This window comes from Acinetobacter sp. 'aerobic (ED)' (genome assembly GCF_904886855.1).
GTDB classification, from domain to species: Bacteria; Pseudomonadota; Gammaproteobacteria; order Pseudomonadales; family Moraxellaceae; genus Acinetobacter; species Acinetobacter courvalinii.
In genome coordinates, this window is record NZ_CAJHGI010000003.1 from 1 (window position 1) to 22950 (window position 22950).

At 45.8% G+C, this 22950-nt stretch carries 18 protein-coding genes and 1 rRNA gene; 12 read left to right on the forward strand and 7 right to left on the reverse strand.

Annotated elements, in window-relative coordinates:
• The 4 genes from rrf to JO943_RS06135 form a co-directional block, all read left to right on the forward strand.
• A 5S ribosomal RNA gene (gene rrf, locus JO943_RS06120) occupies window positions 1-114 on the forward strand; the annotation flags it as partial.
• A gap of 142 nt (window positions 115-256) precedes the next feature.
• A complete protein-coding gene (locus JO943_RS06125) occupies window positions 257-598 on the forward strand; it encodes a hypothetical protein (protein WP_202740289.1) in 342 nt (113 codons plus the stop codon).
• A 66-nt stretch (window positions 599-664) separates the two neighbouring features.
• Entirely contained in the window at window positions 665-1039 is a 375-nt protein-coding gene (locus JO943_RS06130) for a hypothetical protein (protein WP_202740290.1), read from the forward strand.
• Between the two features lie 3 nt (window positions 1040-1042).
• Window positions 1043-1354, forward strand: a complete 312-nt coding sequence (locus JO943_RS06135; RefSeq protein ID WP_202740291.1) for an ankyrin repeat domain-containing protein — start codon at window positions 1043-1045, stop codon at window positions 1352-1354.
• A gap of 286 nt (window positions 1355-1640) precedes the next feature.
• On the opposite strand, the gene JO943_RS06140 is transcribed toward JO943_RS06135, so the two are convergent.
• The gene (locus JO943_RS06140) at window positions 1641-2336 is read right to left on the reverse strand and encodes a TIGR04219 family outer membrane beta-barrel protein (RefSeq protein WP_202740292.1); all 696 of its coding nucleotides are present in this window, start codon (window positions 2334-2336) and stop codon (window positions 1641-1643) included.
• A gap of 132 nt (window positions 2337-2468) precedes the next feature.
• Here JO943_RS06140 and JO943_RS06145 point away from each other — a divergent pair, with 132 nt between their 5' ends.
• From JO943_RS06145 to JO943_RS06155, 3 genes are all read left to right on the forward strand, one after another.
• Window positions 2469-3911, forward strand: a complete 1443-nt coding sequence (locus tag JO943_RS06145; RefSeq protein WP_202740293.1) for an aldehyde dehydrogenase family protein — start codon at window positions 2469-2471, stop codon at window positions 3909-3911.
• Window positions 3912-4283: 372 nt separating this feature from the next.
• Window positions 4284-5762 carry a sodium-dependent transporter gene (locus JO943_RS06150; RefSeq protein ID WP_202740294.1) on the forward strand — a complete coding sequence of 493 codons (1479 nt, stop codon included), beginning with the start codon at window positions 4284-4286 and terminating at the stop codon, window positions 5760-5762.
• 11 nt (window positions 5763-5773) lie between these two features.
• The gene (locus JO943_RS06155; protein WP_005282163.1) at window positions 5774-5917 is read left to right on the forward strand and encodes a methionine/alanine import family NSS transporter small subunit; all 144 of its coding nucleotides are present in this window, start codon (window positions 5774-5776) and stop codon (window positions 5915-5917) included.
• Between the two features lie 47 nt (window positions 5918-5964).
• Here JO943_RS06155 and rsmB read toward each other — a convergent pair whose 3' ends face one another.
• Together rsmB and fmt are read right to left on the reverse strand one after the other, a co-directional pair.
• Window positions 5965-7263, reverse strand: coding sequence for a 16S rRNA (cytosine(967)-C(5))-methyltransferase RsmB (gene rsmB, locus JO943_RS06160; RefSeq protein ID WP_202740295.1), 1299 nt, complete (start codon window positions 7261-7263; stop codon window positions 5965-5967).
• On the reverse strand, window positions 7260-8222 hold the full coding sequence (gene fmt / locus JO943_RS06165) for a methionyl-tRNA formyltransferase (protein WP_202740296.1): 963 nt from the start codon (window positions 8220-8222) through the stop codon (window positions 7260-7262). The genes rsmB and fmt overlap by 4 nt, the downstream gene beginning before the upstream one ends.
• Before the next feature lie 211 nt (window positions 8223-8433).
• Here fmt and ilvD point away from each other — a divergent pair, with 211 nt between their 5' ends.
• The 3 genes from ilvD to JO943_RS06180 all read left to right on the forward strand — a co-directional run bounded on the left by ilvD (window position 8434) and on the right by JO943_RS06180 (window position 12508).
• On the forward strand, window positions 8434-10263 hold the full coding sequence (gene ilvD / locus JO943_RS06170) for a dihydroxy-acid dehydratase (protein ID WP_202740297.1): 1830 nt from the start codon (window positions 8434-8436) through the stop codon (window positions 10261-10263).
• 144 nt (window positions 10264-10407) lie between these two features.
• Complete coding sequence (locus JO943_RS06175; protein ID WP_005282175.1) at window positions 10408-11697, forward strand: hypothetical protein; 1290 nt, start codon at window positions 10408-10410, stop codon at window positions 11695-11697.
• A 79-nt stretch (window positions 11698-11776) separates the two neighbouring features.
• Entirely contained in the window at window positions 11777-12508 is a 732-nt protein-coding gene (locus JO943_RS06180) for a sulfite exporter TauE/SafE family protein (RefSeq protein ID WP_202740298.1), read from the forward strand.
• 6 nt (window positions 12509-12514) lie between these two features.
• On the opposite strand, the gene JO943_RS06185 is transcribed toward JO943_RS06180, so the two are convergent.
• The 4 genes from JO943_RS06185 to JO943_RS06200 all read right to left on the reverse strand — a co-directional run bounded on the left by JO943_RS06185 (window position 12515) and on the right by JO943_RS06200 (window position 18516).
• Entirely contained in the window at window positions 12515-13411 is an 897-nt protein-coding gene (locus JO943_RS06185) for a LysR family transcriptional regulator (protein WP_199973458.1), read from the reverse strand.
• A gap of 110 nt (window positions 13412-13521) precedes the next feature.
• Complete coding sequence (locus tag JO943_RS06190; protein ID WP_005228124.1) at window positions 13522-14817, reverse strand: solute carrier family 23 protein; 1296 nt, start codon at window positions 14815-14817, stop codon at window positions 13522-13524.
• Between the two features lie 309 nt (window positions 14818-15126).
• Complete coding sequence (gene ppc / locus JO943_RS06195) at window positions 15127-17808, reverse strand: phosphoenolpyruvate carboxylase (protein ID WP_202740299.1); 2682 nt, start codon at window positions 17806-17808, stop codon at window positions 15127-15129.
• 84 nt (window positions 17809-17892) lie between these two features.
• The gene (locus tag JO943_RS06200; protein ID WP_005228121.1) at window positions 17893-18516 is read right to left on the reverse strand and encodes a TetR/AcrR family transcriptional regulator; all 624 of its coding nucleotides are present in this window, start codon (window positions 18514-18516) and stop codon (window positions 17893-17895) included.
• Window positions 18517-18667: 151 nt separating this feature from the next.
• Here JO943_RS06200 and JO943_RS06205 point away from each other — a divergent pair, with 151 nt between their 5' ends.
• Window positions 18668-19768 (forward strand): efflux RND transporter periplasmic adaptor subunit, encoded by a 1101-nt coding sequence (locus JO943_RS06205; protein WP_202740300.1) that lies wholly within the window; start codon window positions 18668-18670, stop codon window positions 19766-19768.
• Window positions 19769-19770: 2 nt separating this feature from the next.
• The gene (locus JO943_RS06210) at window positions 19771-22890 is read left to right on the forward strand and encodes an efflux RND transporter permease subunit (RefSeq protein ID WP_202740301.1); all 3120 of its coding nucleotides are present in this window, start codon (window positions 19771-19773) and stop codon (window positions 22888-22890) included.
• Window positions 22891-22950 lie beyond the last annotated feature (60 nt).

Consider the following 22950-nt stretch of genomic DNA (forward strand, 5'->3'; position numbering starts at 1 on the left):
CTGGCGACAATAGCAAGAGTGAACCACCTGATCCCTTCCCGAACTCAGAAGTGAAACCTCTTAGCGCTGATGGTAGTGTGGCACTTGCCATGTGAGAGTAAGTCATCGCCAGCTTTTAAATACTAACACCCCCAACCTAACGGTTGGGGGTGTTTTTTATCGTCAGTGGAAAAAGTAAAATAGAAGCCAATATTTAACGAGTCGTGCTATTTTTATCCTAATTAGATGCTAAATAAGAAATGCTATTAGGACTGATATGATTCTCTATGAACTTTTATCTGCTATTGGAATTATCTATTTAGGTTTTTTAGTATGGAAGTGGTTAGAAAAACCTAAGAAAAAATATCAAGCACCTCGAGTTATTCGTGAATGGATATTAGATAATCCTGAAGGAGAGCTTTATGTGGCATTTATAACAGCAGACCAAAACGTCTGGTCTGCTTGTGGACGATATGCGCATTCTTCTGGTTCAACGAGTACAACATGGTCTGGCTTTTTAGCAGGGGATTTAAATGAAGTTGTGCGAACAACGATGGGGCAGAAAGTATTGGATGAAATGATCGAATGCCTAAAGCAGCAAAATAATAAAAATAAATAGGATATATAGTTAGCCTACATCTCGCTTAAATTATTATGTAAATGACATCTGATTTGGTGGAAGAAATTGAATAGTGATCTGAAATTTGGAGAAGCTTTAGCGAGTAAAGTCGTACAGTATCTAATGAAGCAGACTCAGATTAGTAATTATCATAAGGAATATTGTGGAACTGGATTTTACTTTGATGGGCAGAATATTTTTTATACTCACTTTTTTGATGGGTATCCCGACTTAGAGCATTATCAAAATAGCGAGAACAGATATAGTGGCATCATTCACATATTTCATGAAATAACGGAGTTTCAAGATTGGTTAGCTAATCAATCCGATAGCAAACTTTCTGGTGCAGAATCTCAAGATGACTTTTATCGTTATAACCAACGTATTACAAGGTTGAAGCTTGAGAAATTAATTTTAGAATCTCAAAAATTGGATAATTAAATTATGAAACTCAACTCTTTCTCTCCACTCCCTGAAGATGATGAAGAACTGCATCTTCCTGAGCTGGTGTATTGGGCATCTTTAGGTGATGTGGAACAAGTCGAGCAACTATTAGCAGAGGGCACTGACCCAAACCAGACCGATGATGAAGGCTATAGTGCCTTACAAGCTGCTGCTGAGAATGATCATCTAGCGGTCGTGAAGTTGCTAGTGAGTAAAGGTGCAAATGTGGCTTATAAGAGCGAATATACCGCGCTACAGCTTGCAGAAATGGCAGAGCATCACGATGTAGTCGCATATCTCAAAAGTCTTTAGATCGCAGATAAAATGATAGATAAAAAGAAGCCCCATCATCCTGACGGGGCTTCTTCATATTTCGCTTATGTCGTTGATATCCTATTAACGACCACGTCCTGTGTGTTTTATTATTCTCAATGAGACTTCCTGTCTCTCTATGATTTATATAATAGGCGAAAAGTTGAGTTCAGCATATTCGCCAATGGCTGCGATCTGTGTACGTTTTGGCGTACATAAATGAGGAAAAGTCATTTCCCATAAAAAACGGAATCATGAAATTCCGTTTTTTTATATTTTTTAGGTCTTAGAAATGAACATCTAGACCAATATAAGGACCTTTAAAGTTAAATTTAAGATCATTCTTTTCATAATCATCTAACTTGATATCCAGAATACGGTAGCCTGCTTTTAGACCAACATCAACCAGTAGATTGTCGATAAAGTTGTATTGCAATTCTGCTTGCGCATCGGTAATTTTAGTATCATTAAAGTTGCTATATAAGAGTTCTGCTTTGGCACTTAGACCAGTAAAAGGCAGTTTTACCCCCGCCGATCCATAGATCACCGGTACAGTTTTATCAATATCTGTTTTGCTGATATTCAGAGTTTTGACATCGCCATTTAAGTTAGTTGCACCTAAACCGACATCTGCATTTACAATCGTGTCTAAAATTTCATAGTATAAAATAAAATCGGTATGATCGATGTTGAGGTCGTAAACGGGTTGGCCTGCGACTTTATGATCCGTTTCGGTATTTAAGTTGACATAACGGATTTTTGCATTGGGAATCAGGGGAATTGGATGCTCAACAGCAACGGATACTTGAGCGGAACCTTTACGTTTAAGATCCTGATCTGGTGCATTGCTTTGGTCTGCCATATTGGCTTCGCCATTGTAGTTCCAGTAGCTGAGGTCGCCTTTAACACCAATAACGTCGGCTTGCGCCAGGCCACAAATGCTCGTTCCTAAAGCCAACATTGATATTTTTAATAATTTCATTGCATTATCCTAATTAATATCGAAAACAGTAATGAATTGTTGTGAATTCACCTATGAATGGGCGAATCATATAGTGATCTGGGTAAATATGCAGTAGTCTAATTTTAAATTTTTATAAAGGAATAAATAATAATGACGGATAAACAAAGTGTGGTGGATTATCCGCTTTATGTGGCTGGGAAAGCGGTCACAACAGGACAATGGCTAGAAGTCCATGATAAGTATAACAATACCGTTTATGCACGAGTGGCATTGGCGGATGCCAAAGTGCTTGAAAAAGCCATAGCGGCTTCGGTGAAGGCAGAAACTGAGATGGCCGCCTTAAAACCATTTCAAAAACAAAAAATCTTGCTGCATTGTGTAAAGCGTTTTAATGAACTGCGGGATGAGCTGACCGAGATTCTGATTGCAGAAGGTGGCAAGCCACGGGGTGCAGCAAGTGCTGAAGTAGAACGTTTAATTAATACTTTTCAACTGGCCGCAGATGCGGTGACACAGCTTGATGATGGGCAATTAATTCCTTTAGCGTTGACACCCGCTGCCGCGCATTTTCGTGGCATGGTCAAACATGTGCCGATTGGTGCAGTTTCATTAATTAGTCCGTTCAATTTCCCTCTCAATCTGGTGGCACATAAGATTGCACCTGCAATTGCTGCGGGTTGTCCCTTTGTATTGAAACCGGCCAGTTTTACTCCAATCAGCGCCTTAAAGATTGCAGCCGTATTGGCTGAAACCGATTTGCCGAAAGGTTCGTGGTCGATCTTGCCTTGTAGTCGTGAGGCAGCGGATATTTTAGTGACCGATGACCGCTTTAAACTCCTCAGCTTTACCGGTTCGGATCAGGTCGGTTGGGATATGAAGGCGCGGGCAGGCCGCAAGAAAGTGACGCTGGAACTCGGTGGCAATGCCGCAGTCCTGATTGATGCAGATACAACCCTTGATGATGCCTTGATTGATCGCCTGATCAGTGCCGCTTATGGGCAGGCAGGGCAGGTCTGTATCAGTGTGCAACGGATTTTAGTGCATGCCGATCTTTATGCCGAGCTAAAAAAGAAACTGGTGGCCAAACTGAAAAAAATTAAAGCCGCTGATCCTGCTTTAAGTACCACATTGGTTGGTCCAATGATTAAGGAAGCAGAAGCATTAAGGCTAAAAAAATGGATTGATAAGGCTGAGAAAAAAGGCGCAAAAGTGCTGCTCGGTGGCAGTTTACAAGGTGTCTTGTTTGAGCCGGTGTTATTGGAAAATGTCGATGCCAAGCTAGAAATTTATAAGGATGAAGCGTTTGGTCCCGTGGCCATTTTAGAAAAATTTAAGCAATTTGAGCAGGGCATTGCCACCATTAATCAAAGCCGTTTCGGTTTGCAGGCAGGCGTCTATACGCAAAATCTGAATAATATGCTGTATGCGTGGGATCACTTACAGGTAGGTGGTGTCATCATTAATGATGTCCCGACATTCCGCGTTGACAATATGCCCTATGGTGGAGTCAAAGATTCAGGTTTGGGCCGTGAAGGCATCCATTCCGCCATCCGCGATATGCAGGAACAAAGACTTTTAGCAATTAAACAATAGAGGAGGAAAAAGTGTGGTGAGGATTTGGCTTGCCTGTTTTATGTACTTGATTTTTATAGATTGACTGCAAGGTCAAATTTACAGGCAGTTGAAAAATAATCAGTTGTTCTGAAAAGTTGATATTTTCTTGCAGAATTTACAGTAAAAAGAAATAAAAACAGGTATTGTTCGGCTATTAAAAGCAGAAAAACAATGCCCAATCTTTAAGGAAGATGGTTTGGTTTTTTGTTTGTTTGGTCTTGAAAATAAGAAGCTCACAAGGTTGAAAGTTCATCCAAACAAAACAAGATTTTTTATGGCATTTTCATGTCTGTTGGATAATAAAAAACTGAAAGCAGCATGGAAGGTCAGCAGGACAATTTTAGGTGTTATATGGCAGATTCTCGTGAAAACTGGACATCACGATCTGGTTTTATTATTGCAGCTGTTGGTTCAGCTGTAGGTTTAGGTAATATCTGGCGGTTCCCGTATGTTGCTTATGAAAATGGCGGCGGAGCGTTCCTTATCCCTTATTTACTGGCGTTGATTACCGCTGGTTTACCTCTTTTATTTTTAGACTATGCCACAGGTCACCGTGCGCGTAACTCTCCACCCAAGGCCTATCGTGCCTTATTTAAAGGGGGAGAGACGCTGGGCTGGTGGCAAGTCTGTGTCTGTATTATCATCGGTTTATATTATGCCAGCGTACTGACCTGGGCGGGGAGTTATGTGTACTTCTCGATTGGGCAGGCATGGGGCAGTGACCCGGAAAGCTTCTTCTTCAATACCTATTTGCAGACCTCAAAAGAATCAGGATTTGATCTCAATTTTGTAAGCCATCTGTTCTGGCCAATCGTGGGTATCTGGGCACTGACTTTAATCATTCTGTATGGTGGCGTTAAAAAAGGCGTTGAATTATCCAATAAGATTTTCATGCCGCTATTATTCGTATTATTTACAGTGCTTGTGATTCAGGCATTACGTTTACCAGGTGCGGCTGAAGGCTTAAATGCATTCTTTACTCCGAACTGGGCTGCGATGATGGATTATAAAGTCTGGTTAGCAGCTTATGGTCATACCTTCTTCTCGCTGTCTGTTGGTTTCGGGATCATGGTGACCTATGCATCTTATCTCAAACCAAAAACCAACTTAACTGGTTCTGGCCTGATCGTTGGCTTTGCCAATGCATCAACTGAAATTCTGGCAGGTATTGGTATCTTTGCTGCACTAGGCTTTATGGCCCATGTGGCAGGTAAAGAAGTACAAGATGTCGTAAGCGGTGGTATCGGTCTGGCATTTATTGCTTTCCCGAAAATCATTTCAAGCTTAGGCGCAGGTGCTGACTTATTCGGCTTACTGTTCTTCTCATCACTCTTCGTTGCGGGTATTTCTTCAATGGTGAGTATTCTGGAAGTGCCGATTGCAGCAATGCAGGACAAGTTGAAATGGAGCCGTAGCAAAGCTGTGACCATTATTGGTGGCGGTAGTGCGCTGGTTTCAGTGATCCTGTTCTCAAGCGTGAATGCGATCAAACTGGTGGATATCGTCGATCACTTTATCAATAACATTGGTATTGTCGGCGGTGCACTGGTTTCGATACTTTGTATTACCTGGTTTAAGCGTTCTGCCTTGCTGGAGCTGCGTGATCATATTAACCGCATTTCAACCATTCAACTGGGCAAAGGCTGGGCATTTACTTTAACCGTAATTACCTCTCTCATCTTGTTAACCACCTTAAGCATGACGGTGTTTAATCTGGTGCAAAATGGTTACGATAGTTATAGCATGAGCTTACAAGGCTTATTTGGCTGGGGCAGTGTGATTTTCTGTGCTGTGGTCGCTTTTATACTCAGCAAAGTAAAAGATCGCTAGGAGAAATACAGATGAATACTTCGGCAATTATTATGATGGTTATTGCGATGCTGTTTGTTTGGGGAGGATTAGCATTATCCATCCTCCACCTGATGAAACATCCAGAAGAACTTGATGATGTTCTGGAAGAAGTCAAAGATCAGCACACGCTTTAAAACAGATTTAAAAAAAAGCAGGCCTCAAGCCTGCTTTTTTATTTTGATTAAGCTCGTTTTTTAATTCGGCAATAATAGAAACCATCGCCGGATTGCGCTGAAGGCAGCAACTGACGACCATGGGTCTGTTCAATGCCCCAATCCGCATCAATTTTGATTTCTTCAGCATCGGCATGTTCAGCAAAGAAAGCCGCCATTTGTTGCTCATTTTCAGCTTTCAGAATCGAGCAGGTGATATACAGCAAGGTACCGCCCACTTTGAGTTGTTGCCACATCTGCTGCAAAATCTGTTGCTGTAAGGCCACCGTTTGCGCGATATCGGTTGACTGTCTGAGTAGACGGATATCGGGGTGACGACGAATCACACCTGTTGCAGAACAAGGTGCATCCAGCACGATACAATCGACGGGTTCTGGTGCCTGCCACGTGGTCGCATCAGCGGTCACAATCTCAACATTGTTCTGACCGAGGTCAAGACGTTCCAGATTTTCAGACACACGTAATAAACGTTTGGCATCATGATCCAGCGCAAACAATTTTTGAGGATTAAAGCGCTCAAGAATATGTGCAGTTTTACCGCCGGGTGCAGCACAGGCGTCGACAACAACTTTGTTATCTAAGTTCGGTAACAGCGTCGCGCACAATTGGGCATGTTCATCCTGAACAGAAAAACCACCTTCTTCAAAACCCGGTAAATGGGTAATATTGCCCGTTTGCTCCAGAACAATACCCACATCTGAAAGTGTGCAAGGACGAGCATCAATCTGCTCTTCATCCAAAATCTCTAAGTATTCATTACGACTGACTTGGCGTTGATTGACGCGTAGAGTCAGTGGTGCGACTTGTTTTAAGGCTTGGCATAGCGTCTCAGCTTGCTCAGGCCAATCTTTTTTAAGTCGCTTAAATAACCAGCTTGGTAAACCATGGGTATGATTCAACGCGGTTTCAAATTCAGTTGTTTCACGTGAAACACGACGCAGAATCGCATTGACCAAACCACTCATTGGCTCAAAACCGAGTTGCTTAGCCGCATTTACCGTTTCTGAAATCGCCGCATGCACCGGAATACGCGTACATAAAATTTGATATAAACCAAGATATAAACAACTTTCTAGCGCTTCATTGTCTAATGGTTTTGTCAGCAAGGGTAGGGTAATGGCTTTTAAAGAAAACCATTGACGTAAACAGCCTAAAGTCAGTTCGTGATATAAACCACGGTCACGTTCAGAAACGATATTGATATGTTGATTCAGAACAGAAGACAAAGATTGCCCATTTTGAACGGCCAAAAGTGTTTTGACCACTTGTGCACGCAGATTCAAATTTTTTGTAGATGATTGGCTCATGGGAGAATTTGTCCAATATGTAATTTTTGGGTTTGAGCAATTTGTACAGGATTTAGGGCTTTAGCACCTGGCCATTGCAGACTGGTGAGGCACACCGCGGTATTGTCGCCACACGCCACATGTACGCCTTGTTTATCGATCGTCAGGATCTCACCGCTTTGTGCATCAGCTTTTTGATGCTGAGAAAGCATTGAACCCCACACACGTAAGGCATTGCTTTCATCCAGTTGAATAAAGGCGACAGGCCATGGATTGAAGGCACGGATATTACGGTCGATTTGTACCGCATTCTGGCTCCAGTCAATACGGGCTTCTGCTTTCACTAATTTGTGTGCATAGACGGTCAGGGCTTCATCTTGTACTTCACGTTTTTCAATGAAATCCTGCAAACTTTGTTCTGATTCAAGCACGGTACAAATCGCTTCAGCACCTTGATCGGCCAGTTTATCGTGCAAGCTGGCAGAGGTATCTTCTGCGGTAATTGGACAGTAAGTTTTATACATCATGTCGCCGGTATCCAGACCCGCCGCCATTTGCATGATGGTGATGCCTGTTTCTGCATCACCTGTGGCAATGGCACGTTGGATTGGTGCAGCCCCCCGCCAGCGTGGCAGTAATGAACCGTGGATATTTAAACAGCCATATTTCGGCGTATCTAATACCGCTTGTGGCAAGATCAGACCATAGGCCGCAACCACCATTACATCGGCACCCAAGTCAGCCAGTTGTTGTCGAGCTGCCAGACCTTCCTCTGTCGATGCTTTAAAATTCAAAGGCTGATACACCGGTAAACCGTGCTCAAGTGCCAATTGTTTCACAGGGGATGGCGTTAATTTTTGCCCACGGCCGGCTTTACGGTCAGGTTGGGTATAAACCGCAATGATCTGGTGGGATGTTTTTAATAATGCCGCCAATGCGGTTGCCGCAAATTCAGGCGTACCAGCAAAAATGATTTTCACAAAGACAATCCAACTAAAACTTGCTGCAAATTATAAGCGAAAAAGTGATGAGTCCCTAATCAGATGGCTTGAATTGCTTTTGTACAAAAAAAGATAGGCCTATTGGTCATCTGTTAAACGATAACTTGTAGTATGATGCAGAAAGCTCAGTATCATTTCGCCAGAGCGAATGTCCTATTCGTCTCGAGCACAAACTTGTTGGGAATACAAAATGCCTGATTATCGTTCAAAAACATCAACACATGGAAGAAATATGGCGGGCGCGCGTGGTTTATGGCGTGCGACCGGTATGAAAGATGAAGATTTTGGCAAGCCTATTATTGCGGTGGTCAACTCATTTACCCAGTTTGTTCCGGGTCACGTGCATCTTAAAGATTTAGGTCAACTTGTTGCGAGAGAAATTGAAGCGTCTGGTGGTGTGGCAAAAGAATTTAATACCATTGCCGTCGATGACGGCATTGCCATGGGTCATGACGGGATGCTGTATTCACTGCCATCACGTGATTTGATCGCCGACTCGGTAGAATATATGGTCAATGCCCATTGTGCCGATGCCATGGTCTGTATTTCGAACTGTGACAAGATCACCCCAGGAATGCTGATGGCGGCAATGCGCCTGAATATCCCGGTAGTGTTCGTGTCTGGCGGGCCAATGGAAGCGGGTAAAGTGAAATTCCGTGGCGATGAAAAGGCGATTGACCTGGTTGATGCCATGGTGGTTGCAGCTGATGAAAGCTATACCGATGAAGAAGTACAGGCTTTTGAACGTTCGGCATGTCCAACCTGTGGTTCATGTTCAGGCATGTTCACCGCGAACTCGATGAACTGCTTAACCGAAGCCTTGGGTCTCTCTTTACCGGGCAACGGTTCAATCGTGGCAACCCATGCCAATCGTGAGAAACTATTCTTAAAAGCTGGTCGTTTGGTGGTTGAACTGGCGAAGCGTTATTACGAACAGAATGATGACAGCATTTTGCCACGTTCAATTGCAACCAAAGCGGCGTTTGAAAATGCCATGACGCTTGATATTGCAATGGGCGGTTCAACCAATACCGTATTGCATTTGCTTGCGGCGGCGCACGAAGCCGAAGTTGATTTCACCATGGATGATATCGACCGTTTGTCTCGTCAGGTTCCGGTATTGTCAAAAGTTGCACCGGCAAAACAAGACGTACATATGGAAGATGTACACCGTGCGGGTGGCATCATGGCGATCTTGGGTGAGCTGGATCGTGCCAACTTGCTGAATACGTCATGTCCAACTGTACATGAACCAACGTTAAAAGATGCTTTGGACAAGTGGGATATTATCCGTACCGAAGATGCTGAGGTTTATGAATTCTATCGTTCATCACCGGGTGGTATTCCAACGCAGGTGGCGTTCTCGCAAAACCGTTACTACTCAACCTTAGATGGTGACCGTGAAAAAGGCGTGATTCGTAATGCTGAACATGCCTTCTCTAAAGATGGCGGTCTGGCGGTACTTTACGGCAACATCGCTCTAGATGGCTGTATCGTCAAAACCGCAGGTGTGGATGAATCCATCCTGAAATTCACCGGTACAGCACGCGTGTTTGAAAGTCAGGATGCGGCAGTAGAAGCCATTCTGGATCAAAAAATTGTGGCGGGCGATATCGTGGTGATTCGTTATGAAGGCCCACGTGGCGGACCGGGTATGCAGGAAATGTTGTATCCAACCAGTTACCTGAAATCCAAAGGTTTAGGTAAAGATTGTGCCTTGATTACCGATGGACGTTTCTCAGGTGGTTCTTCAGGTCTGTCGATTGGTCACGTGTCTCCAGAAGCCGCAGAAGGCGGTGCGATTGGTCTGGTTGAAGATGGTGATACCATTCAGATTGATATTCCAAACCGTACCATTCACCTGGATATCGATGATGCCACCATGGCGCATCGCCGTACGGTTCAGGACGCCAAAGGCTGGCATCCTGCGGAAGAGCGTAAACGTAAAGTGTCTAAGTCATTGAAGATTTACGCAATGCATTCGACCAGTGCTGCTAAAGGCGCAGTACGAGTTTTGTAATCCCTTTGAGTCCCTCTTTCAATTAAGGGGGACTTTTGTCTCATTTTATAAGATACTGAACATACTTATTGGCTCACCTGTTCTGGCTCAGGTTTGAGTAAACTTTATCCATTTTGCATTTTATGACCATTAGAGGCTATCGACATGTCTTTGTTACGTCGTTGGTTTGATCCCATACGATCGAGTTGGTTCTATCAGAAACCTTCTCGTCAGGCGGAATTACCTACGGAACAGGGTTTAAGTATTTACCTGCGTCTAGACGATGTTTATAGCTATCTGGCAGTGCAAGAGCTGGATCAGCTCAATGAGATCCTCAGTGATGAACTCAAACCCCTAAAAGTCATTATTTCGAGGCAAGACGCCGAGCCTCCGAATGGCATGTCCAAGCAAGACTGGCAAAGCTATTGCTTAAATGATGCCAAAATCCTGGCCAAGCAGCATCGTTTTGGTTTTGATGAAACCCCAGAAATACCGAGTGCAGAAGCATTACAACAAGCAGAAACGATTCTAAGAAATACCCCGCTCAGAGAACAAAACTTTTTACATTTGCTCGAAGATGTCTTCCACATGCTGTGGCAGCAGCAATACGGTAAGTTACGTACCTTATATGCAATGGCCTCCCAGCATCAGAAACCACAAGATTATCCCGAACGTATTTTCAAAGACGTGCCTGTGATCGCCAGTTATTTTGAGTTTGGTGAACGAAAATATCAGGCGGTTGATGACTTGTTACGTCTGACACGCCGTTTAAAACAGCAAAAACTCCTGACCGGAAATCCCATTTTCCTGATCAATCATATCGAGTGGCGTGAGCATCTCATTAATGATGCCGAGGCATTGGCCGAAGTCCAGGCCTTGCATCCGGAACTGGATCTGTATATTGCGCTTGAAGACCCGATGAGCTGGTTATTATTGGCGTATATTCAGGAAGAACTGGCCAATTATTATAATATCCAGCTGAAGGTATATCCGCTGAGTTATCACGGTCGGGACTGGTTTGACTGGGGCCTGGCAACTCGTGTTTCCAAGCGAACCCAGGTCGCATTTACCCCGTTCTGCCGACCAACCAGAGAAGCCACCTATGAAATGGCCCGACTGTTTTATAGTGTGCCTGAAGAGCAGCAAGTGGATTGTATCCATGAAATTCTGGAAGCGGTATGGACACAGGGCAAAGACCTGTCGTTTAAAGCCCATTTTCAACGGATGCAGAGACGTCTGGACATTGCGCAGCTGACTGAACAGGATATCGAAGCACAGTTAAAGCAAAATGATGAATGGTGCCAGCAGAAGCATCAGCCTGATTTTCCGGTATTGGAGTTACGGATTGATGGACATAGCTATGTCTTCAATAGCCTGTATCGGGTCTGGATGATTGAAAGCATTCTCAGTAACGTACTGGAAGAAAAATATAAAATGGCCTCAACTTTTGATTGAGGCCCACTCCCAAAAATAAGAATAGGGCAAGCCACGGTTTTTCCGTAGCATAGCTTCGATGCAAAATCGGAGTTAAAGCGTGACTTTTCTAGCCATTATTATCGTGGTCTTTGCCTTTGCTGGCATGATTAAAGGCATGATCGGACTGGGCCTGCCTGCGGTCTCCATGGGACTACTGACCATTGCCATGAGTCCGTTTCAGGCTGCCTCTTTATTGATTGTGCCATCGATGGTCACCAATATCTGGCAACTGTTTGCCGAAGGTCGGGTCTGGGCCTTTATCCGCCGTTTCTGGACTTTACTGGTTGGAATCGTGGTGGGTTCGATCTGGAGCTTTTTACCGACCTTAAGCCAGAGTCATGGACATAGTAGTGAGATTTTACTGGGCTGTATGCTGGCGTTATATGGACTGTATGGCCTCTGTGTGAAAAGACTGCCTCATCTGGCGCAACATGAGCGCTGGTTATCGCCTATTGTAGGATATATCGGCGGTGCAGTGACCGTTGCTACAGGGGTGGTGATTATTCCGGTGGTGCCGTATTTGCAGTCCTTACATTTGAAACGGGATGAACTGGTACAGGCTTTAGGCTTGACCTTTACCGTTTCCACCTTCTGTCTGGCTTTTTTCCTGCATCACAATCCGATGGAGGGAATCACGCTGGATTATCGTCTGTCTGCGGTGGCTTTAGTTGCTGCTTTATTTGGAATGTGGCTGGGTAAAAAAATCCGTTATCAACTTAACGAGCAACGTTTTCGCCGTTTATTCTTTATCGGATTGATGGCCTTAGGTCTATATATGATTGCGCATTAAGGGCATTCAGCAAGATGGGCGATGTTGCATTAAAAACTCAGCAAATTGTTGATAAGCATGCGGGAGCTGAGCGAAATCCTGTGCTGCTAACAGCAGTTTACGGTTGGCCCAGGCGCCATGTAATTGTACTGCATAAAAATCATAATCTGGCTGTAAACGTTGTGCCGCACGCGCGGGCATAATCGCAATACCGACCCCTTTGGCGACAACCTCGGCAATGGCAGAAAAGTTAGGTAAGCGTAGCCGGTACTGGATATTGAAACCCAAGAGCTTGGCTTGCGTTTCAATCGATTGCTGTAAAGAATGATGCGGCATCAGGCCAATAAAACCATAAGCTAAGGCATCGACCAGATTCAGCTGTGTTTGCCGGGTCAAGGCATGATGAGCGGGACAGATCAGCACCAATGGATCACTGGCAAACTCCTGTGTTTGCAAATGACGGGTATCAAAGAAGCTGGAGACCAGTCCTAGGCGTGCCACACCTTGAGTCAATGCTTCAACGATTTCAGAACTTTCTGCTTCATGTAAGTCGAGATTGATCTCGGGATGTAGCATCAGATAGTGCGGTAACAGCGGTGGTAAATATTCACTCTGTGCCGACGAATTACACCATAAGGTCAATGATTCAGGTGCCGTGGGCCGAAAGCGTTGCATGTCCTGTTCAAGCAGATCTTTTTGCTGCATCAGCCGTCGGGCATGCTCAGCCAAGGCATGGCCCGCAGTGGTCAGCTCAACACCTGAGGTGTGTCGAATAAATAACGGTGTTGCAAAATAGTGTTCGAGTTTTTTAATTCGTTCGCTGGCGGCTTGCAGGGAAATGGCAGAAAGCTCGGCGCCCTTGGTCAGGCTGCCTGTCGAAACAATATGCAGAAGCAGTTGTAAATCAAAGAAATCGAAACGCATGAGCGGAACGTATTGAAATATAAACAGCCATCATACTAAAAGTAAGCAAGATAAAGATAGGGGAGCCGTCCAAGATGGAAAAAAGGCAGCTTGCGCTGCCTTGAAGATTTTTAGTTTTTATCTTTTAAACTGAACAGCAGGTTCAGGAAAATTGCTGCAAAAGTTGCCGTCCCGATACCGCCGAGATTGAAGCTACCAAATAACAATTCAAAGTTACCCGCCCCTAAAATAATGGTCACTGAAGCCACGATTAGGTTTTTATTGTTGGAGAAGTCGACTTTATTTTCGATCCAGATTTTTGCACCGGCAATGGTGATCAGACCAAACACCACAATAGATGCACCGGTGAGTACTGCATTGGGAATGGTACTAATGACAGCACCAAATTTAGGTGAAAGACCGAGGATAATGGCAAAGATTCCTGCAATCACAAACACCAGTGTTGAGTAAACGCGGGTAACTGCCATCACTCCGATATTTTCACCATAAGTGGTCATACCGGGTGCACCCACACCGCCGGATAAGGTGGTTGCGACACCATCTGCAACAAAGGCTTTACCCAGTTGTGGCGTGAGGTTTTCACCGGTCATTGCGCCAACAGCCTTGATATGACCCAGGTTTTCTGCCACCAGAATCAGAGCCACAGGGGCAATGATCAGAATGGCATTCAAATCAAAAGTGGGATGCGAGAAGCTCGGAATACCAAACCATGGCGCCGCTGAGATCTGGGAGAAATCAATCGGCTTGCCATAACCCAGACCATTGCTGGCAATGGCATAAATGGCATAGGCAATTAAAAGGCCAATCAACAGTAATAAACGTTGTAACAGGCCTTTGGTAAAGACCGCAATGATGCCCATGCTCAGGACCGTAGTTAAGGCCATCCACATTTCAAAAGGCTGACCCGCAACGCCTTTAATGGTTACAGGCGCAAGATTAAGGCCGATGATCATCACGATTGCACCCGTGACCACAGGTGGCATCAGTTTTTCGATCCAGCGGGTTCCTGTCAGCATCACCGCAAAGCCGATCAGGGCATATACGATACCGCAGACCACAATCCCGCCCAGTGCGACGGACAGGTTTGGATTCGCACCTGAACCGGTAATATGACCCGTTGCCGCTGCCACCACGCCAATAAACGCAAAACTTGAGCCTAAGTAGCTTGGAACACGCCCACCGGTCATAAAGAAAAACAGGATGGTACAGATGCCTGACATTAAAATGGCAAGGTTCGGGCTAAAACCCATCAATAAAGGTGCAAGTACGGTTGAGCCGAACATGGCAAATGCGTGTTGAACCCCCAGCACCGCGCTTTGTAAGGGCGGTAAATATTCATTGGTCGCAACAGGGCGATGATCGACCGTCCCCTGATACGGCTGCCATTTTGGAAACCAACTGGACATAAATTAGACTCATGATTTGATATCAGCGCGTATGATACCCTGTCTTAAAACGAGCTTTCACCTATAAGTCCTTGAGAGGATTGCCACAATAGGCTGTTAGAGCTTGAATTTTTACCTTTTGGTAAAATTTACTTCAAATTAAGCTAGTGGAATTATTATTTATTTTGTCTGGACAATTTAAAAAATTAACTCTTTTATTTTTAAAATAATTTTAAAAACTTTTTCAATTTTTTTTATCGCAATGGCATATTTTGCCAATCTGGCCATCAACAGAAACGATTTCTGCGGATGGCCATCTGAAAATGGCACTTAGCCCGTGTTACGTAAGCCTGCTGCAATACCTGCAATGCTGACCATCAAGGCGTGATCCACTGGACTATGTTCGGTTTGATGCTCTGCCAGATACAGGCGACGACGTTTCATCAACTCGGCCTGTAATAAATGCAAAGGCAACAAATACGGTTTACGTACCTGCATCGATTGATCCAGTACCTCATTATTGCTCAGCAGTTTAGACTCACCTTTCAGGCTCAGCAGGGTATCGACTGCATTTTGCAGACGTTGGCGCAACTCGACACCAAGTACTTTTAAGTTCTGATCCTGGGTCAGATGCGATTCATAATACAGCGCGATATTGGCATCGGATTTGGACAATACCATTTCCAGCATATCAATCAGCGTCTGGAAATAAGGCCATTGTTCCAGCATCTCATCCAGCGTGTTTTTGTGTTGTCCATGCACCTGATTGATGGCAGTGCCGGTGCCCAGCCAGGCTGGCAGCATCAGGCGAATCTGCGTCCATGCAAAGACCCAAGGAATGGCACGCAGCGATTCAATCCCGCCACTGACTTTACGTTTGGCAGGGCGAGAACCCAGCGGCAGCATTTGTAATTCCAGTTCAGGGGTTACGGTACGCAGATAGCTGACAAAATTTGGATTTTCACGCACGGTTTGACGATAGACCTGTACCGATAAATCCGTCATCTGATTCATCAGGTCACGCCATTCTTGTTTCGGTTCAGGTGGCGGTAACAAGGTGGCTTCCAGAGTCGCTGCGGTGTAGATTTCCAGATTTTGCAGGGCAATGCCTTCCAGACCGAATTTAAAGCGAATCATCTCACCTTGCTCGGTGACACGGATCGCACCTGAAATTGAACCCGGTGGTTGCGAGAATAGTGCTTGCTGTGTCGGTGCACCGCCACGGCTAATTGAACCGCCACGACCATGGAATAAGGTCAACTGCACCCCATGCTGCTGCGCAATCGCGGTCAGTTCTTCCTGAGCACGATATTGTGCCCAGTTCGCCGACATAAAGCCTGCATCCTTGGCGGAGTCCGAGTAGCCAATCATGACTTCATGCTTGCCTTGAATATGCTGTTTATACCAATGCATATTGAACAGGGTATTCATGGTTTTGGCGGCACCGTCGAGATCCTTCAAGGTCTCGAATAAAGGCACCACACGGAGCGGCTGCTGGATACCTGCTTCTTTTTGCAGCAACAATACTGCCAGTACATCACTTGGATATTCCGCCATGGAAATAATATAGGCACCGAGACTCTCAGGTGGCTGTTCGGCCAAGGTGCGCATGGTGGCAAATACTTCCAGTACATCGGAATGCTGGATCAGGCTGCCTTCAGGCTCATTAAAAAACTTTGGCAGTAAGGGGCGCTTACTTTGCAGTTCCTGAATCAGGAAGTTCTGGCGGGCCTGCTCGGTCCAGGATTCAAAATTACCCAGACCCAGATATTCGGTAATCGCGGAAATGGCCTGGCGATGGCGACCTGATTCCTGACGGATATCCAGTTTGAGCAGCTCAATACCAAAACAGTTGACCCGATAAATAAAGTCGAGTAATTGTCCGTTGGCGATCTCAGCCAGATTACAATCCATCAGTGAGCGGTAGCACAGCAGTAGCGGCGCCAACAATTCATCTTTGGTTCTGATGATGTTGCTGTCATCGGCATCTGTGCCTTGCAGGCGATGGGCCAGCCATGAGCGTGTGGCTTTTAAACGTTCACGGGTTTCGCGTAAATATTCACGATACGGTTCCGGATGCTCATAGCCTAGTGCCTGAGTCATTTCAGCGGAACAGCTTTGTATGGACAATTCCCAACGTAGATTTTCGATATCACGCAGGTACAGATCAGCTGCTTGCCAACGCGATAACCACAGGACTTCTTGCGTGACTTGATGGGTCACATTCGGGTTGCCATCACGGTCTCCGCCCATCCATGAAGCAAAGCGGATCGGTGCAACATGCAGTGGCAGACTTTGTTCACAATGCTGCTGGGTCAGTTCATTCAGTTCACGGACAAATTTAGGGACCGCATTCCAGAGTGATTGCTCAATCGTGGCAAAGCCCCATTTGGCTTCATCGACTGGGGTTGGGCGATGTTGACGGATTTCATCGGTCTGCCAGGCTGAACTGATCAATTGCTTGAGCGTGGCAATGGTTTGCTGACGCTCTTTCGGGGTCAGCTTTTGCTGATCTAATTGGGAAAGGCAATCGGTAATATCATCATATTTTTGAATTAAGGTACGACGGCTGACTTCGGTCGGATGGGCCGTCAGCACCAGTTCAATTTTTAAATCACAGATTTGCTGAAACAGTTGTTGTGCATTGATCTGCTGGTTTTTGAATTTTTCAAACAAATGCGGCAGTGGATTAGGACTTGGCGCGTGCTCATCGAACTCGGCCTGACGACGGCTGCGCACCACATGGTACTGTTCCGCAATATTGGCAAAGTTCAGAAAGTGAGAGAAAGCACGGGTCAGCGGCAGAATCTCTTCATCCTTTAAACCGAGAAACAATTGTTCTAGCTGTTTTTCTGCTTCGATCTGGCCGTCACGTGCGCCTTTAGCCAATGCCCGAATTTGCTCAATCTGATTAAACAAATCTTGCCCAGCATGTTGCTTTAAGGTCTCTCCGAGTAAATTGCCGAGTAAGCGGACATCTTCACGTAGTGGAGCAGTGATTTGCTGAATCATTCTAATTCTCCTGTTGTTCTCATCCGACTATAGCGCGATTGAAGGACAATCCAAGAGCAGAACGTAAAAAAATGTGAAATTTCTCTAAACTTTAGTCTGATATTTAAGCAAAAAAATCTCGATGGCATGCTCAATCATCTGATCGATTTCATCTGCCGTAGGCACAGGTGCTAAACCGAGCAATACCTGCTGATGACGGATCCCGAGCATCAGCGAGATGATCAGCTCGGTTTGCTTGATCGGTTCATCGGCCTGAATAAATTTAAAGCCAATGGCCTGTTCAAAAAAATCACACCAGACATGGCACATGCGGGTATGTGAGGCATCAAAAAACTGTCGGGTTAAGGGGCTTTGTTCTGCTGCCAGTTCAAACAGCAAACAATCCAGTTTTAGTGCTTCTGGTAGATAAATAATACTTAAGGCACGCTGACACATCAGAACCAAAGCCTGTTTAAAATCAGAATCCGCCGTCAGCTGAAACTGTTTGGCCCGAATCGATTCTTCGCAGCTTTCCTCAATCGCGCACATAAACAGATTGTTTTTATCCTGAAAGTGGTTATACACCGTCAGTTTGGTGACACCCGCTTCTTTGGCAATCTGGTTCATGTTGGTAGCGTGGTATCCCATTTTTAAAAAAATAGATTTTGCGGCCTGTAAAATCTTGGCTCTTTTTTCTAAATCTTTGGGGCGACCACTATGGATTTGCACGTTATCTTTCTCTTTTCATGAATTTAAAAATCAAGCAGATAGATTTATTTTTTAATTAATGTACCTGCGAGTATATTAATTAAAAAATAAACAATCTATGATAATGCTCATATCACGCCTTAAAAATCAATTTGAATAAGAGCGCAAACAGATGAAGCAGATCAATCCTATCATATTGGGCTTACTCATTGTCAGTAGTGTCGTCCTCAGCGCCTGCCAGAAAGAGCTTCCCAAGACCGAGGAAATTCCTTATGTCATGGTGGCCCAGCCGAGTGGTAACCATGTTGATCAAAAGAGTTATGCCGGGGACGTTCAGGCCAGACAGCAAACCGCTTTGGCCTTCCGTGTCGGGGGACAGGTGACCGAACGTTATGTTGATGTCGGAGATCGGGTCAAAGTTGGACAGGTGCTGGCAAAACTGGATGTCAAAGATGCGCAATTGCAAATGAATGCGGCCAAGGCACAGTTACAAAGTGCACAGGCCGCTGCAAAAATTGCCGCAGAAGAATATCAGCGTTATCAGCAGTTATTACCGGTCAATGCAGTGAGCCGTTCGCAATTTGATGCGGTCAAAAATCAGTATGAATCTGCTCAGGCAAGCTTGCAGCAGGCCCGTTCTAACTATGAAGTATCCTCCAACCAGACCGGTTATAACCAGCTGATCTCGAATAAAAACGGGGTGATTACCCAGCGTCAGATCGAGATTGGACAGGTGATTGCCGCAGGACAGGCCGCTTACCAGTTAGCCATTGATGGTGAACGCGAAGTGGTGTTTGGTGTGCCTGAACAGGCGGTCAGCAGCATTAAAGTGGGGCAGTCTGCATGGGTCACCTTGTGGTCACAGCCAGAAGCACGTTTTGCTGCCAGAGTGCGTGAGGTTTCGCCTGCAGCCGACCAGTCCCGGACCTTTACTGTGAAAGTGTCTTTGCTGGAAGGGCAGTCCAGTATTCAGCTGGGGCAAAGTGCGCGGGTGTTCTTTGTCGCACAGGACAATAATGTACTGAGTGTGCCTTTATCCAGTGTCACCGCCAATGATCAGCAAGCCTATGTCTGGGTGGTGAATAGTAATCAAACCATTCGTAAAGTCCCAGTGACCTTAGGCACTTACGGGCGTGATAGTGTACCTATCCTTGCTGGCTTAAAAGCCACAGACTGGGTCGTGGTCGGTGGCGTACATTTGTTAAGGGATCAGCAAAAAATTCATCCCGTCGATCGTGATAACCGCGATATTCAAGTTAAAACGGGAGGTTAAACATGAAATTTAACCTTTCAGAATGGGCACTCAAAAATAAGGGCATTATCCTTTATTTTATGCTGCTGCTCGGCATCGTCGGCATCATGTCCTATTCCAAACTATCCCAGAGTGAAGACCCGCCATTTACCTTCAAGGTGATGGTGGTACAGACCTACTGGCCTGGCGCGACAGCCAAAGAGGTCTCGACCCTGGTCACGGATCGAATTGAAAAAGAGTTGATGACCACGGGGCAGTATGACCGCATCATGGCCTATTCACGTCCAGGTGAGTCCCTGGTGACCTTTGTCGCCAAAGACAGCCTACCGTCCAGTGCCATTCCGGATGTCTGGTATAACGTGCGCAAAAAGGTCAATGATATTCGGACCCAGTTGCCAAGTGGTGTACAGGGGCCGTTCTTTAATGATGAATTTGGCGATACCTTCGGCAATATCTATGTACTGACCGGTAAAGACTTTGACTATGCGGTAATGAAAGAATATGCCGACCGTTTGCAACTGCAATTGCAACGGGTTAAAGATGTCAGCAAGGTTAATCTGGTCGGTCTACAAGACCAGAAAATCTGGATTGAACTGTCCAATACCAAGGCGGTGCAATTAGGTGTACCGGTCACCGCGATACAGGAAGCCATCCAGAAGCAAAACGACATGGCGGGTGCCGGTTTCTTTGAAACAGGCACGGATCGTATTCAAATCCGGGTCAGTGGACATTTACATAGTATCGATGACCTGAAAAAAATGCCGTTACTGGTCGGTGACAGAACCATTCAACTGGGTGATGTTGCCGAGGTTTATCGTGGCTTTAGCGAACCTGCACAGCCACGCATGCGTTTTATGGGCGAGAACGGGATCGGGATTGCGGTGTCGATGCGTAAAGGTGGCGACATCATTGCCTTGGGTAAAAATCTCGAAACCGAATTTAACCGCCTGCAAAAAAGCCTGCCTCTGGGCATGAAACTGCAAAAAGTGTCTGATCAACCTGTGGCGGTACAACGCAGTATTCAGGAATTCCTAAAAGTTCTGGCGGAAGCGGTGATCATCGTTTTACTGGTGAGTTTTTTCTCACTCGGTTTCCGTACCGGTTTGGTGGTGGCGCTGTCCATTCCACTGGTGTTAGCCATGACTTTTGCCGGCATGAACCTGTTCGATGTGGGACTGCATAAGATTTCACTGGGTGCCTTGATTCTGGCGCTGGGGCTGCTGGTGGATGATGCCATTATCGCGGTTGAAATGATGGCGATTAAGATGGAGCAGGGCTACAGTCGACTCAAAGCCGCAGGTTTTGCCTGGCAAACCACGGCCTTCCCGATGCTGACAGGGACCTTGATTACAGCTGCAGGTTTTTTGCCGATTGCCACTGCCCAGTCCGGAACAGGGGAATATACCCGATCGATTTTCCAGGTGGTAACCATTGCCTTGATCGTGTCATGGATTGCAGCCGTGTTATTTGTGCCTTATCTGGGGGAGAAACTCCTGCCTGATTTCACCAAGCAGCAACAGCAAGCGGCGTGGTATGTGCGCTTGTGGGCAAGATTGCGCAAGCAACCTGCACCTATTGTGGAAGCGCATGGCCAACAGCATGATCCTTACCAATCCAAGTTTTATCAGTCTTTTCGCCGTGTGGTCGAAATCTGTATCACCTATCGCAAAACCGTGATTGCCGTGACCGTCGGGATTTTTGTGTTGTCGGTGGCGATGTTTAAACTGGTGCCGCAACAGTTCTTCCCGCCATCGAACCGTGCTGAAATTCTGGTGGACTTAAAACTGGAAGAAGGTGCCTCCCTGACCGCGACAGAACAAGCCGTACATAAGGTGGAACAATTCCTGTCCAAACAAAAGGGCATTGATAACTATGTGGCTTATGTTGGCACAGGTTCACCGCGTTTCTACTTGCCTTTGGATCAGCAACTGCCGCAAGCCAGCTTTGCCCAGTTTGTGGTGCTGGCCTCATCTTTAGATGATCGGGATGAGATTCGTCGTTCTCTAGACACACAAATCAAGCAGCTGTTACCTCAAGTACGTACCCGGGTGTCATTACTGGAAAATGGCCCACCTGTGGGTTATCCATTGCAGTACCGGGTCTCAGGTGAAGATCTGGCAACGGTTCGGGCCGAAGCACAAAAAGTGGCGAAAGTCCTGAGTGAAGATCCAAACACCACCAATGTGCATCTGGACTGGGGCGAGCCAAGCAAAATCATTGCGATCGACATTGATCAGGATCGTGCCCGTCAAATGGGGGTGTCCAGTGTTGATCTGGCCAATTTCCTCAATGCCTCGGTCACGGGCTCGGTGATGAATCAATATCGTGAAAAACGTGAATTGATTGAAATCCGTTTGCGTGGCGATCAATCGGAACGGGTTGAAGTGGCTTCTCTGGCGAGCCTGGCGGTACCGACCAGTAAAGGCAGCACTGTGCCACTGGCGCAAATTGCCACAATCGAATCCCGCTTTGAAGAAGGTTTAATCTGGCATCGTAATCGTCTGCCAACCATTACCGTTCGCGCGGATATTCGCACGCATTTGCAACCTGCCACTGTGGTGCAACAGCTGGCAGACAAGATGCAGAGCTTACGTGCAGACCTGCCAAGCGGTTATTTACTGGAAGTAGGTGGCACAGTTGAGGAGTCGGCCAAGGGACAAAACTCGGTCAATGCCGGTATGCCTTTATTCCTGGCCGTGGTGATGACTTTATTAATGATCCAGCTACGCAGCATGTCACGCGCGACCATTGTGTTGCTGACCGCACCATTGGGTTTGATCGGGGTGGTGGCATTCTTGCTGCTGTTTAATAAACCTTTCGGTTTCGTGGCGATGCTCGGTACAATCGCACTGTCAGGCATGATTATGCGTAACTCGCTTATTTTGATTGATCAGATCGAGCAGGATATACAGGCGGGACATGTGCCATGGGATGCGGTCATTGATGCCACCATGCGCCGTTTCCGTCCCATTGTCCTGACCGCACTGGCTGCGGTACTCGCGATGATCCCATTATCTCGCAGTATTTTCTTTGGTCCGATGGCCGTTGCGATTATGGGCGGATTGATTGTTGCGACCTTATTAACCTTGTTTTTCCTGCCTGCACTTTATGCAGCATGGTTTAAGGTCAAAAAAACAACATAACTATCGTAATTATTTTGTGAATAAAGGTGCGAAATATTGAAAATTTCAATATAGTAGCAC

Bases quoted from the DNA above. Each gene is read 5' to 3' on its own strand.
- JO943_RS06125 (WP_202740289.1), top strand. From the start codon at position 257: ATGATTCTCTATGAACTTTTATCTGCTATTGGAATTATCTATTTAGGT.
- JO943_RS06135 (WP_202740291.1), top strand. From the start codon at position 1,043: ATGAAACTCAACTCTTTCTCTCCACTCCCTGAAGATGATGAAGAACTG.
- JO943_RS06140 (WP_202740292.1), bottom strand. From the start codon at position 2,336: ATGAAATTATTAAAAATATCAATGTTGGCTTTAGGAACGAGCATTTGT.
- JO943_RS06145 (WP_202740293.1), top strand. From the start codon at position 2,469: ATGACGGATAAACAAAGTGTGGTGGATTATCCGCTTTATGTGGCTGGG.
- JO943_RS06150 (WP_202740294.1), top strand. From the start codon at position 4,284: ATGGCAGATTCTCGTGAAAACTGGACATCACGATCTGGTTTTATTATT.
- JO943_RS06155 (WP_005282163.1), top strand. From the start codon at position 5,774: ATGAATACTTCGGCAATTATTATGATGGTTATTGCGATGCTGTTTGTT.
- rsmB (WP_202740295.1), bottom strand. From the start codon at position 7,263: ATGAGCCAATCATCTACAAAAAATTTGAATCTGCGTGCACAAGTGGTC.
- ilvD (WP_202740297.1), top strand. From the start codon at position 8,434: ATGCCTGATTATCGTTCAAAAACATCAACACATGGAAGAAATATGGCG.
- JO943_RS06175 (WP_005282175.1), top strand. From the start codon at position 10,408: ATGTCTTTGTTACGTCGTTGGTTTGATCCCATACGATCGAGTTGGTTC.
- JO943_RS06185 (WP_199973458.1), bottom strand. From the start codon at position 13,411: ATGCGTTTCGATTTCTTTGATTTACAACTGCTTCTGCATATTGTTTCG.
- JO943_RS06190 (WP_005228124.1), bottom strand. From the start codon at position 14,817: ATGTCCAGTTGGTTTCCAAAATGGCAGCCGTATCAGGGGACGGTCGAT.
- ppc (WP_202740299.1), bottom strand. From the start codon at position 17,808: ATGATTCAGCAAATCACTGCTCCACTACGTGAAGATGTCCGCTTACTC.
- JO943_RS06205 (WP_202740300.1), top strand. From the start codon at position 18,668: ATGAAGCAGATCAATCCTATCATATTGGGCTTACTCATTGTCAGTAGT.
- JO943_RS06210 (WP_202740301.1), top strand. From the start codon at position 19,771: ATGAAATTTAACCTTTCAGAATGGGCACTCAAAAATAAGGGCATTATC.